The 13,628-nt window shown below is 26.2% G+C and carries 10 protein-coding genes and 1 tRNA gene; 5 read left to right on the top strand and 6 right to left on the bottom strand.

All coding sequences use genetic code 4. From position 1 onward, the window contains the following. Nucleotides 1-49 precede the first annotated feature (49 nt). The 5 genes from JXZ93_RS01490 (at nt 50) to JXZ93_RS01510 (ending at nt 4,815) form a co-directional block, all read left to right on the top strand. Nucleotides 50-134 (top strand) — tRNA-Leu (locus JXZ93_RS01490). 114 nt (nt 135-248) lie between these two features. Further along, entirely contained in the window at nt 249-1,388 is a 1,140-nt protein-coding gene (locus tag JXZ93_RS01495) for a hypothetical protein (protein ID WP_205851901.1), read from the top strand. Nucleotides 1,389-1,396: 8 nt separating this feature from the next. Next, on the top strand, nt 1,397-2,362 hold the full coding sequence (locus JXZ93_RS01500; protein WP_205851900.1) for a bifunctional oligoribonuclease/PAP phosphatase NrnA: 966 nt from the start codon (nt 1,397-1,399) through the stop codon (nt 2,360-2,362). Next, nucleotides 2,362-3,333 carry a bifunctional oligoribonuclease/PAP phosphatase NrnA gene (locus tag JXZ93_RS01505; protein WP_205851899.1) on the top strand — a complete coding sequence of 324 codons (972 nt, stop codon included), beginning with the start codon at nt 2,362-2,364 and terminating at the stop codon, nt 3,331-3,333. The genes JXZ93_RS01500 and JXZ93_RS01505 overlap by 1 nt, the downstream gene beginning before the upstream one ends. A gap of 252 nt (nt 3,334-3,585) precedes the next feature. Further along, nucleotides 3,586-4,815, top strand: a complete 1,230-nt coding sequence (locus JXZ93_RS01510; protein ID WP_205852520.1) for a hypothetical protein — start codon at nt 3,586-3,588, stop codon at nt 4,813-4,815. Between the two features lie 46 nt (nt 4,816-4,861). Here JXZ93_RS01510 and JXZ93_RS01515 read toward each other — a convergent pair whose 3' ends face one another. From JXZ93_RS01515 to JXZ93_RS04145, 6 genes are all read right to left on the bottom strand, one after another. Beyond that, complete coding sequence (locus JXZ93_RS01515; protein ID WP_205852521.1) at nt 4,862-5,626, bottom strand: hypothetical protein; 765 nt, start codon at nt 5,624-5,626, stop codon at nt 4,862-4,864. A gap of 149 nt (nt 5,627-5,775) precedes the next feature. Beyond that, a complete protein-coding gene (locus tag JXZ93_RS01520; protein ID WP_205852522.1) occupies nt 5,776-7,092 on the bottom strand; it encodes an ABC transporter ATP-binding protein in 1,317 nt (438 codons plus the stop codon). Further along, a complete protein-coding gene (locus tag JXZ93_RS01525; protein ID WP_308699384.1) occupies nt 7,092-8,477 on the bottom strand; it encodes an ABC transporter ATP-binding protein in 1,386 nt (461 codons plus the stop codon). Before JXZ93_RS01525 ends, JXZ93_RS01520 begins: the two co-directional genes overlap by 1 nt. Before the next feature lie 6 nt (nt 8,478-8,483). Next, nucleotides 8,484-9,515, bottom strand: a complete 1,032-nt coding sequence (locus JXZ93_RS01530) for an ABC transporter permease (RefSeq protein WP_205852523.1) — start codon at nt 9,513-9,515, stop codon at nt 8,484-8,486. Nucleotides 9,516-9,517: 2 nt separating this feature from the next. Continuing rightward, nucleotides 9,518-10,576 (bottom strand): ABC transporter permease, encoded by a 1,059-nt coding sequence (locus tag JXZ93_RS01535; RefSeq protein WP_205851894.1) that lies wholly within the window; start codon nt 10,574-10,576, stop codon nt 9,518-9,520. Further along, nucleotides 10,576-13,620 carry an ABC transporter substrate-binding protein gene (locus JXZ93_RS04145; RefSeq protein WP_205852524.1) on the bottom strand — a complete coding sequence of 1,015 codons (3,045 nt, stop codon included), beginning with the start codon at nt 13,618-13,620 and terminating at the stop codon, nt 10,576-10,578. Before JXZ93_RS04145 ends, JXZ93_RS01535 begins: the two co-directional genes overlap by 1 nt. Nucleotides 13,621-13,628: the final 8 nt, after the last annotated feature.

Here is a 13,628-nt window from a genome sequence, read left to right on the forward strand (position 1 = left end):
TATAAGATAATATTTTTAATTTTTATGAAATAATGTAAAATAATATTAAGCCCGAGTGGTGAAATTGGCAGACACGCTAGACTAAGGATCTAGTGGAGCAATCCGTGCAGGTTCAAGTCCTGTCTTGGGCACCAAATAATAAAACAATTATATTTTTTATTTATTAAAAGTGATAAATAGTAAATATAATTGTTTTATTTTCTTTTATAATTAAGTGAATTTAATAACAATTATAGTAAAATATAAATATGTTATTTATTAAAAATAAATTAAAAAAAATGTTAATTAAAATTAGCTTTTCTTCTTTAATTATTTCATTTCCGATTATGGTTGTTTCTTGTTCGGTTCCGAGCGAAGCAAAGTTTGCAAGCAATATAAATTATTTAGAAAAAATTTATATAAATACTCAGTCTAAAAATGATCCGAAATATCGTTTTTTATTGCCGGTAATCAAAAAAAATATTGATTTAATGAAAAAGACAATTAATGAAGATATTAAAGGTTATGATATTAATACAAACGGTTGAAATCATTATATACCAAATCAAGAAGCTAAAATTAAGTTAATTGAAGATGTTATTTTGGAAATTGAAAAAATACCAAATGAAAGTATTGAATCTGAAATAAGATCTGAAAAAATGACTTTACTTTACGCTTTAATAGATGGTTTCGGAGGCATAGATTCTTATTATTTTGATGAATCAAATAGAGAATTATATCAGTTAAAATTAGATTATTATGAGCAAAAATTGTACTTTCTTGAAAAAATGACTTATTCAATAGTTAGTGAAGAAGGTAAAATTAAAAATTTATCTTGATCTATAAAAACTTTAGTCGATAAAAGAAACACTAATAAAAGATTTGAGTTTGAAGATTTGGAACAAATTAACAAAATTCAGAATGATTTTAAAAATTTATACTATGATGATTTGAAATTTTCTTTATCATTCGATTTTATGGAACAATTTGATAAATTATTTGATTTATACTATAAAAGATCTGAAAGTATTTTTGTTAAAGTTTTAAACAATTATTATAATGCTTTAGAGTTTAAATTAATTATTCCTTCTGAAGATTACCAGAAACTAAGAAATAACTGGAATTATATGAGCCAAATCGTTGATGATTATTTTACAAATTTATATGCTTTTGATTTTTCAGACAATAAATTTGATGCATTAGAAATGATTTATAAAAAAATCATAAGCTATGATGCGATTAAAAATGATAAAATAGAAGAAATAGAAGAAAAGTTTAATGTTCTAAAAAATGATAAATCAAGTGAAAAATTAGATGATTTTAGAAGTTATCTAATTTCATATTTAAATAATATTTTTGATTTAGAATTAATAGATAAATATTTAGATAAAATTAATAAAAATATTTAGGAGAAATAATGAAAATAGGAAATTCCCAAGTTGCAATTGATGCAATAAAAAAATATAAAAATATAGTGATTTTTCACCATATTAGACCAGATGGTGATTGCTTAGGATCACAACATGGGCTCGCTGAACTAATTAAAACAAACTTTCCAGATAAAAATGTTTATACAATTGGTAATAATTATGGTATTTTTGAATTTATGGACTATAAATTCACGCCAATTGATCAAATTGATTTTAATGATTCTTTATCAATTGTTGTAGATGCTTCTAGTGGTGATAGAATTGAATGTTCTGAATTGCTTTACGAGAAAAAAACAACCGCTAGACTAAGAATTGATCATCACCCAAATGATGCTGATATTGAATATGAGTATCAATGAATAGACGAACATTATGTAGCAGCCGCTGAAATGATAGCAAAAATTGCTTATGATGGAAATTGAGAAGTTACTCAAAAGGCTTCTGCACATATTTATTTAGGAATCAACACTGATTCAGGTAGATTTTTATATCCAGATACATCGCAAAGAACTTACGAATTAGTTTCGTTTTTAATGAAAAATGGATTCCATCCAAAAGAAATTTTAAGAGAACTTTCAAAAAGAAGTCTTTTAGATATTAAAATTTCTGGACGTATCTTGTCTGAATTTAAGCAAGAAGGACGTGTTTTATATTATGTCATAGAAGAAGATTTCTTAAAAGAATTTAACATTGATTCGTTTAAAGCTGCACAATATGTTAATGATTTAGCTAACATTGATAATAATTCTTGTTGAGCCTTATTTGTTCAATTAGAAGATGGTAAGGTTAGAGGAAGATTGAGATCTAACGGGCCACTTGTAAATAAAATCGCAAAACAATATAATGGTGGTGGTCACGACAATGCCGCAGGGTTAACTTTAGAAAGTTTTGAACAAATTCCTGAAGTTATTTCAAAACTTAATGATTTAATACTTGAATGAGAGGCAAAATAATGAAAGTTGGTAATTTAGAACTAGTAACTAAAGAAATTTATAAATATGATTCGATAGTTATATTTCATCATATTAGACCAGACGGTGATTGTTTAGGTTCACAATTTGGTTTAAAAGAACTAATTAAAACAAATTTTCCTGATAAAAAAGTTTACGCAATAGGAGATAGTAAAAATACTTATAATTTTTTAGATTTTACAATGGATCAAATTCCTGATGATGAAATTTTATCAAAATCACTAGGTGTAGTAGTTGATGCAAATGGTAAAGAAAGAATCGAATCTAGAGAAGTTTTAGATAAAAATTTATTCCCTACAATTATAAGAATTGATCACCATCCTAACGGTGATGATTTAGGTGATAATACAATTAGGTGAGTCGATAGTTCATATTCTGCGGCTGACGAAATGGTTACAGAAATTGCGGTAGTGAACGGTTGAAAAATTACACCTAAAGCAGCAAATTATCTTTATTTAGGAATAAATACAGATTCAGGTAGATTTTTATTTAGTACCGTAAAGGCAAGAACCTTATATTTGGCTTCAAAATTATATGAGGCTGGTTTGGATGCTGATTATATACATAAAAGTTTAGCAACAACTAGTTTAGAAGATTTAAAATATAATTCATGATTATTATCGACTTTGAAAACTAGAGATGGGGTTGCTTATATTCAAAATTCTCTTGAAGATACACTCAAATTAGGTAAAAACCCTCAATCATCAGTTAAAGTCAATACAATCGCTAATATCAAAGGATTCCCGATATGAGTTCAATTTACAGAGGAAGAAGATAGAAGAATTAGAGTTGAATTACGTTCAAATGGTCCGATCGTTAGAAATGTAGCCGTTAAATGAGGCGGCGGAGGTCATGAACGTGCATCAGGATGCATCATAAACTCATTCGACCAGGTCGAAGAGGTTGTTGATGATTGTGCGGCTGAAGTAATGAGATATTTATCAGAAAAATAATTTTATTGCACATTTAAATCGCATTTTGTGCGATTTTTTATTTATTTTTAACATTATAATTTGTTTAAAAAAGTTTAAAAATATAGCATTTTTACATATCATTTTTAACTTTCTGAGATAAAAAAGAGATGATTTTTTTACTTACTTTCTTTCAAAAAATAAAAATAGTAGTGTAATTTGAAAAAGAAAATATTTTTTTATGTTTTTTAAAAATTACTTAAAAAATAATTTTATGTTATACTTTTATGCGCTATGGAAAAACTAAAAAATAAGTTAAAGTATTTTTTATCAATTAACATAGGAGTTGTTATGTCTATTTCAACTCTTTCCTGTTCTAGCGATAAAAAAGAAATAGAAAAAAATATTATTACAAACAATAAACAGAAAGGAGGTAACGGAAAAGAAAAAAATAATATTAACACAAACGTTGCTTTAAATAAAGAGAGAGATATTTTTGGCAAAGAAAATAAAACTATGGAAAATAAAAATATAAATTATAAATCATATGAGCAACACGTAAAAGAGGCTGAAAAATTTTTAAACTTAAATCAAATTCAAATAAAAAAATTTCAAATTGATGTAAATAATTTATATACGATTATCCAAAAACATAAAAAAAGTATCTTAAATAAAACTACAAACATTCAACTTTTAGAAAATGACAAAAATGAATTAGACAAATCAATTAATAATATTAAACAATTAATGAGAGAAGGAGTTGAAAAAAGCAAATTAATTGACTCTATAAACGAATGTATCGTTGACATTAATAGTTTAATAAAAGAAGTTGAAGGTTCTGGGTACGCTAAAGAAACTTTAGTAAAATTAAATGAGCTTATTAATAAAATGAAAATAAAAGAAAAAAACTTTAAAAATACTTTTAAAGAATTAAAAGACTTAAAAGAAAAGTTAATTACACAAAAAGAAAAAATAAAATTTGAGTATAGATCTAATTTACTTAACGTACAAAAAGAATTATTTCTGAAATATAATCTTCTAAAAGATAAATTAAATATATCAACAACTAAAAATGATAATAAAATAACAATAAATGATGAACTTAAAAAACAATTATTTGATTTAAGTGAATCTAACTTAGAACATTCTAATATTTTAAGTAATATTGAAAAAGTTAAACGAAATATAAATGAAATTTCTGAAATATTAAGTTTATTAGAATTAAATAATAGCATAAAAAATATTAATTTAACCACATTGCAATCGTTAATCGAAAGAGTTAAATATGCTAAAATACATTCTGAAACTTACAATATTTATCATCCTTTAAAATCTCGTGCGAAAGAAATTATTGAAAGAGCCGAAAAAATAAAAGAATGTGAATTAGATTCTTCATTATGAACTGTGGATTCGAATAATAAAAACGAATTATTCTCCAAAATAAAAAACATTATAAATGTCCATTCTTCTTTAAATGAATTTTTAGAAGATTATAGTTTAAATGCATATTACCCTGAACCTTAATAGAATAAAAAACGCAAATAATCTTTTATAGATTACTATGCGTTTTTTATTCTATTACAATTTCTTTGTTCTTTATTATTACCTTTTTATCGAATTCTAATTTTTTATATTCGCCATTATTAATATTATAATAAAAAAAGAATCTTAAATTTTCTGAATCAGTCCTATTTAAATAATCACTTAAATCAAATGTTATTCATATTGTATTATTAGGTGTTTTACTACTTTTTTTGTTACTTTTTTGAAGTCTATGTGAAAATTCCTCTTTTGTAGGAAATGTTCAAAAATCATATTTTGAATAATCATCTTCTAGCCTTAAATTCAAGATTACACTTGATTTAGTTTTTAAGATTGTAATTATTCCATATTTTAATGGTTCTTTATCAATTTCTTGTTTGTTATTTTCTTCATTATTTGGTTTTAAACTATTATCTAATATATCAGATGTTTTATCTATTTTTTCAACTGCTCCTCATGGTAACGTGAACATACCTAAGAAAAAATTATCGTATATTTTTCTTTTTTCTTCGCTTAAATTTAAATATTTTTTAAAAGTACTAATTTTTTTATTTTGTTTTTGTTCTATTGTAATTTTATCATTAGATTCTTTATTTAATGAAGGATTATCCTTTTTATCATCAGATATCTCGTTTTTATTGTTTTCTTTGTCAGTATTAATATTTTTGTCTAGTTTATCATCCGTTTTATTTTTGTCATAATTGTTATTTGCGCATGCTGTAGAAGTCACAAAAACAGGGATGATACTAACTGCTAATAATGAGTAATATTTTTTTAAAAAAATCTTTTTCATATTTTCCTTTCTCTTTTCTTTAGTTTAAAGTTTTCTAATATATTATATACGTAAAATTCTTTTTGAGAATTTATAAACTAGTACATAAACCATTCTGTTTTATCTTCAAACAAAAAAGAACGAATTCTTTGAAATGCGTTCTTTTTTGTTTAATAATTATTAATTTTTCAGGAATCTAATTCCTCTTCAGTTGCTAGAATGAAATGATCATCATTAATTTTAAGTCATTGCGGCTGATTATCATCGGTGTATTTATGCATATTAATGTCATATTTATAACCAATCAAACTTCCTTTTTTTCCATTAATAGATGGCACAGCATCCAATAAACTCTTTGTGTAAGGATGTAAAGATTTATTCATTATTTCATCAGTTGTACCAATCTCTAATAATCTTCCTTTATTCATGACGGCAATACGATCTGAGATGTATTCTACCATACGTAAATCGTGAGCGATAAATAGAATAGTCAAATTATATTTTTCTTTAAGTTCGTTAAAGATATTAACAACTTGTGCTTGAATTGAAACATCTAATGCTGAAATAGGTTCATCTGCGACTAAAAGTTGTGGTCGTAAAACAACTGCTCTTGATATACCAATTCTTTGTTGCTGACCACCCGAAAATTCAAGTGGATATCTTCTTAAAACAGAATCATCTAATCCAACCGAACTTAAAATATCGCGAACTAATAATCTTTTACAATCGTTTTCGGTTAGTTTGTTCAATTTATTTCTTTGTTCAATATATTTATCCATAAATTTATTTAGATATTCATTTTTAATATTTCTAACTTTATTATTAGTTTCAACATAAAATGCCTCATAGGCAATTTGATTATTTTTAGAAATTTGTTCATCTAATCAAGTTTCATATTCTCCAAAAAATTCTTTATGGTGTACGTCACATAATTGAGAATAAAATTCTTTTTTATTTTCTTGATCTATATTGTATAAATATATTTCTTTAGCATTTTTTGTATTGGTTAAACCTTCTGAAACTATCGTTTCAACGTTTGCATGTGGATTTAACGAGTTTGCAGGATCTTGAAAAATCATTTGAACTTTATTAACTAAGAAATTTTCAATTTCTTTATACTCTTTTAGTGATTTACCCATTTTAAAACCTCTGCCCATTTTCTTAGGTAAGGTTTTATCTAAAAGCTTTATTTCTCCAAAGTTATAAGGAACTAAACCGACAAGAGCTTTACCGATAGTACTTTTGCCAGAACCTGATTCACCTACCAATCCTAAAACTTCGCCTTTATATATATTTAAGTTTAAGTCTGCAACTGCTCTAAATTCTTTTGTTCCGGTCCCGTAATTTATATCAACGTTTCTAAGTGATGCTAAAATTTCTTGATTTTCATTAGGTTCTAGCATTTGCTCAGTGCCTTTTGTTAGTTTTCTAATAAATCTTTTTTCACCAAAAAGGAATTTTTTAGTTTTATAAATTTTCTCAGTCATTATTTTTTATATTCCTCTCATAGTTTTTGGATTAATGTGGGCGGTTGATATTTTGGTGCTCGCGGATCTTGTAATGCAGATTTTACTTTATGAGTTTCGCTTACTTGGTAAAAATCTGGATCGATACTAAAATCTCTACCAAGAGCATATGAATTTCTAACTGCGAAAGCGTCACCAATAATGTTATTTAAACTTGAAGGAACGCTCCCCGGAATTATAGAAAGTCTTTTTCCTTTATTTAAGTCAGGCATGCTTAAAATTAAACCTCATGTATAAGGGTGTTGTGGATTATGTAAAATTTCATCTGATGTACCTTCTTCAATGATTTGTCCGGCGTACATAATTGAAATATAATCAGCAATTGAAGCTACTACTCCTAAATCGTGAGTTATGAATACAATTGATAATTTAAGTTTTTCTTGCAATTCTTTAATTATATCTAAAACAAGTGCTTGAACTGTTGGGTCTAGCGCCGTTGTAGGTTCGTCCATAACTAATATTTTTGGTTCAAGAGCGACTATTGCAGCAATAACAACACGTTGAATCATACCTCCCGACATTTCATGTGGGTATAATTTCATGACCGCCTCCGGGTCATTAATTTTTGTTAATTTTAGAAATTCTACCGCTCTTTTATATGCTTCTTTACGATTTGGCACAACTTTGTTTTCGAGCATACCTTCTATTATTTGTTCTCCAACTTTCATGGTTGGATTTAAAGTTGACATTGGATTTTGGAAAACGGCTGATACAACTCTACCGCGATAATGTGATTTTTCTCAATCTTTAAAAGAAAATTTTTCTACATTATTATTGTAAAGTTTTACTTCTCCCGAATCAATTACAGCATTATCGCCTGTTAACCCATATAAAAGAGATGTTATAACGGATTTACCTGAACCTGATTCTCCAATAATTGCATGCACTTTACCTTCATATATTTTTAACGAAGGGTTTCTTAAAACCTTATTTTTTTCTCCGGGACGAGCAGGATTTGTAAATGATAAATTAATATTCTTAATTTCAGCTGCAATTTTTAATTTAGTACCATCACTAAATTCTTGATATTCAACATTTTTATAGAATGTTTCCCAATCAAAATCTTTTTTTCGAAGTAATTTATTCTTAAATCAATTACAAAAATTTATTTTTTGTTTATTCCTTTTTTCTTTATTTTTTATTTCTTCATCAAGTTTATTGTTTGCTTCAGTTTTTTGTTCAGCATATTTAATTTTTTCATCGTGTTTTTGAGATATGTGTTCATGTGTTTCAGTTATTAATTCTTCAATTTCTTCATATTCTCTAATATAAATATATTCAACTTCTTTTTTAACTTTTTTTGATTTAAATTTTGGTTTTTTATATCTTTTTGATTTTATTTTCATATTTTCCTATCTTTGTCTTCTTAAGGCGTCTTGAACACTTGCGCCAATCAATTGAACACTTGTTGTCAATAAAATTAAAATTGAAGAAGGAACGAATACATATCTTAAATAAGTCGGGAATACCTTTTGTCCTTCAGAAATTAAGTTACCTAATGTAGGAACATCATCAATTGCTAAACCAATAAATGCTAATGATGTTTCTGATAATATAACTCCTGGTATTGTAAATACTAGCTGAGTAATTAAGATTGGTAAAATAACAGGTATGTAATTTTTTAATATTTTTCAAATGGGAGTTCCTAAAACTTTTGATGCTGAAACTCATTCAAAATGTTTGGCTCTTTTTACTTGTGCTCTAATTTGGTTTGCCATTCCTGTTCAAGAAGTAAATGAGAGTGAAAATACAATAACTCAAAAACTTGGTCTAATAACAATTGTCATTAATATTAAAATTATTATTGTCGGAACAACAGATAAAATTTTAATTATAAAAGTCATTATTTTATCAAATTTTTCAAATTGACCCATCATAATACCTATTGTTAAACCGATTACTACTTCTATTAAAGTAACAACTAACGCTAATGAAAGAGAATATCTTAATCCATGTCATAACCTTGCTCAATAATCACGTCCAATATCATCGGTACCAAAAAAGTGATATACATTGTTTGAATCATACTGATCAAAAGTTAAATTTCGATTATTAACATCAGTTAAATTAGGATCAAATGTTGTAAAGGGCATAATTAATGCTAAAACGATTATTGTAATTAATAAAATAAAACCAAATACACCTGAGAAGTTTTTTGAATATCTAAAAACAAACTCTTTAAATATTTTTGTTTCTTCTTTAAGTTCCTTATCCGCATGATAATCAAATGTTTTACCAACTATTTTTCATGCTTGATATTGAAAAGGTTGTAAAAATGGATTGGGAGCAATATTGCCTTTTCAATTATTAGATTCGCCAACATCATTTCTTGAACGAATTTTATCGGCATATTTTTTAATAAATGTATTAAGTTTACTTGTCATTTTTATGCTCCTTTTCTTCTTACACGTGGGTCAATTACTTCGTATAGCATATCTCTTGTCGCATATGATAATATTGTTAAAAGTGTAAACATAACTATTAAAAATAGTATAACATTGTAATCTTTTGTTTGAATAGCTTGCAATAAGGTTGCTCCAGAACCTGGTATAAAAAATATTTGCTCAATGAAAATAGAACCAATAAAACTACCGAAAATAACGGCCGGAAAGAATGTGGCTATCGGGAATAAAGAAGGTTTAAGAGCATGTTTTCAAACAAATTTGGTTTTACTTAATCCTTTTAAATATGCAAATTTAGCATGAACAGAATTAAGTTCACGATTCAATTCTGTTCTAATATACTTAATATATACAATAATACTTCCTAACGATAATGCCAAACCAGGCAATATATAACTTGCAAAATTATCTACATCAAATATATAAGGAATATTCATTAACCTTCCTAAAAATACCAAGATTAAAGCGAAAATAATAGACGGAACTGACGAAAATATACTTACTAAAATTGTTGAAATATTATCAACTAATCCACCCGGATTTTTACCTACTCAAATACCTAAACTAATTCCAATAACTACTGTTAGTAATACTGAAAAAATTCCAACTAAAAATGATTTATAAAAACGTTCTCATATAAAACTATTGATTTCTCTTTCCGGAAAAAGAGAAAGTGAAATTCCAAATTCTCCTCTAAATAATCCTTTTAAGTATAATCCGTACCTTTGTATAAGTGGTAAATTTAATCCGTACTGAGCTTCTTTAACTTTTCTAGCAGTTTCATCACTTAGACCACTAGTAATTGAATTTGAACCAGGGACAAGATTTATTAAGAAGAATGTAATTGTTATAACTATCAATCCTATTACGAAAAATTCTAACATTATTTTAATAAATCTAATGATTGAATTTAGAAATGGTGAGTTTATAGTAAATATTTTTTCTTTTAAAGTTGAGTCATTAATTCTTTTATTGGTAAAAAATATTTTATTTGAATCAACAAAATAAGTTTTTTTATCTCTTATCTCTTTTTTGAATTTCATTATTGTCCTCTCTTTCTTGGTAATCCTGGTCTAGGTGGTCTTGTAAAATCGTAGGCATATTGCAAACTAAATCTAAAAAGTGAATCAACTCCACCGATTCTTGTTATTTCTCAATTAGTATCAACTTCCATAAGAGGTATAACAGGTGCTGAGTCTCTAACTATTTTTTCAAGTTCTCCAATGAAAACGTAAACATATTCTTGGGTTCATTTTTGTTTTACTTCTTCGTTTGTGAAATTGGCCGAAAAGAATGCATTTAAACGATCTGTATATTGCGCAAATGTTTCATCCTTTTTAAGGAAAGATAATTCGATAAATTTAGATCAAAAATCAATTGATGATGTATCAGATTTATCTTTTAACGACTGTTGTATGTTTAGTCTTTTTTTAGTGTCTAATGTTAATTTTTCAATTCTATTTACTCCGTATTTTTCAAAAATAAATAATTCTGCAAGATGGTTTAATCTATTATTTTTAATTTTTGGATTGTTGATTAATAAAAACTCAAAAGCGTATTTTAATAATTGATTGCTAAAAGATGAATCTTTAAAATCATTACTTAATTTTGTTGCTAAAGAAGATACATCTACAAACTTTTGGGATTTTTTAATTTTATTAAATTCGTTTTTAAATTGAGATTGTTTTGTGGCAAAATTCAAAAGTTCATTTAATAAATTTTTTAATAATTCTCCTTTATTAATATTAAGTTTATCTAAAACTAATTGGCTAATATATGTTGAGTAAGTAAATGAACCTACAGGATTATCTTTGAAAGCTATTCTTTTTTGTATTGAAGAATCTACTTCATCAGGTTTAAAGAAAACTGATACGTAGTCTTGCGCACCGTTTCCACCTAATTTATCGTAATTTTGATAAATTATGTCATATTTACCTTCTTCAATTCAAGAAGCAAATGCATTTTCTGGTAAGCTCTTGTTTTCAATCTTAATAAAACCATCGAAAACTCTATTTAGTTCGGTTGATAAAAAAGTACCAGCTTTTTTTTGCTCATCAGTTGAGTTATTTAAAAATCTTAATGTTACATCTTTTAAGTTAGGATATTTTTTCTTAAATCTTTCAAGATAAATTTTTGCAACTGTTTCATTGTGGGCAATATCGCTTCTTCTTGTTTTTTCAAATGTAAAACCTTTAGCTAGGTGTACTACAAAATCATAGTTTTGCAATGACATTTCCTTAGATCCTTCGCCATTAGCATCTGGTTTAGTATTCATACTTAAGTCACTAAAGTAGTTTTCGATGTTTTTACCGTCAAAAGTTTTATATTGTCCATAAGCAGTCCATGTGCTTACAGGGAATGAAAAGTCCCAACCAACCATTTTTAATATTTTTTCTCTATCGATTGCGTAATAAATTGCATTTCTTAAATCTTGATCATTCAAATAACTTTCACCGTTAGTTTCGCTATCTAAATTGAAACCAAAACCAATTGTCCCGTAGCCTTGATTTTTGTTTAAATAATCTTTATATTCTGGATTTGTTCAATATTCATTAATTTTATTGGCAGGTATATATGTTTGTGAAACAAAACCGTCCTCAAATAATGTTGAATTAGTATTTTTATCAGTAGATAAATAAATTTTAATTTTATTAGAAATTGTATTATCAGCATCAAAATAATCATTATTTTTCACTAAATTAATATATCCTTGTGGGCCGAGCAAAATGTTGTTTCTATCCATTAAGAACGGTCCTGATGTTAAAAAAATATTTGTATCAGAGCCGTATTTATCAATTCCGCCTGCAATTGTTTCGATATATTTTCTATTAACCGGGAATAATCCGTTTAAAATATTTGATAATAAAAAGTTTAAACTTGGTGTTTTATTTTCATCAAATATCATTGAAAACGAGTTTTCGTCCGAACTAATACTTTTTATTTTAGCTAAAATAGATTCTCCTTCAAGGTTAAAAATTTGGTCAGGATTAACAAATGGATTTTTAATAATTTTCTTTGTTATTAAAGTATTTGTGTTTTTATCCATAAATTTAAAATCTTGAATTTCTTTATTTAAATCAAAATTATTTTTTTGATTTTCTTGATGGATGTTATATATTAAATTTTCTGAAATTTCTTCATTTGTATAATCTAAAAATAATTGACCTGTATAAAACCCAAAATCTAATGATGCATTTTTAATTTCTTCAACTTCTTTTAAATCTAAAGGTTCATTTTTGTCATTAAAAACTTGTGGTTGTCATATATTTTGGTTTGGATCTTGGATGTATGTATTTGAAGATTTATCCAAAATATATTTTCTTCTTCCTCATGGATTTAAATATGATTTATTAAACTTTTGGATGTAATTTTTTTGTGCTTCAATAAATCTATCTGTTCCTCTAATTCCGTATTTTTTTATTTCATCAAGCTTTTGTGAGCCTGTATTTAAGTCTAAAATGTATTCTAAATAATCTCTAATGTCATTTGCTGTAACAAAATCATTATTGCTTCAACGATTTCTTTTTGCATTTACTCTTCCTGTAATTGCCATAAAATTATTTGAGTTTTTAGGATTTCTAAAACCATATAATGTTGCATTTGTACGTGGGTCACCTACAGTTGCAGAACCTAACCCTCCGACTATTTGAAATTCATCAATGCTATATCAAGTACCTTGAACTCTACCAAAACCACTTTCTTCTTCCAAAGAGTTTTTATTGTTTTTTATGAAATCAGAGTATTTAGAAGATATGTTTCCGTCTACGTCGATTGTGTTAGAAGAGTCCACCATAACAAAATTAAATTTATTTGTAGTGATAACGCTTTTTAAGGTTGTGTTAGGACCTGTTTTTAAATAAGAATCAACTAATGAAGGAAGTATTTTGTCAATTGACTTGTATTTAATGTAATTTAAATTATTAATTGGTTCTGCTGTAAGTCCAAAATCATAATTTATTAAATTATTTTTATTTATTTGTTCATTATCATTATTTTGCATTGAGCAAGAAACAATGGCAGTTATCGAACCGAAAGAAATTATGCTTCCTAAATAAAAAATTGATTTTTTAATTTTTTTATTTTTCATTTTTCTCC

The organism is Mycoplasma sp. CSL10166 (assembly GCF_017116885.1).
Classification (GTDB): domain Bacteria; phylum Bacillota_I; class Bacilli_A; order Mycoplasmatales; family Metamycoplasmataceae; genus Mycoplasmopsis.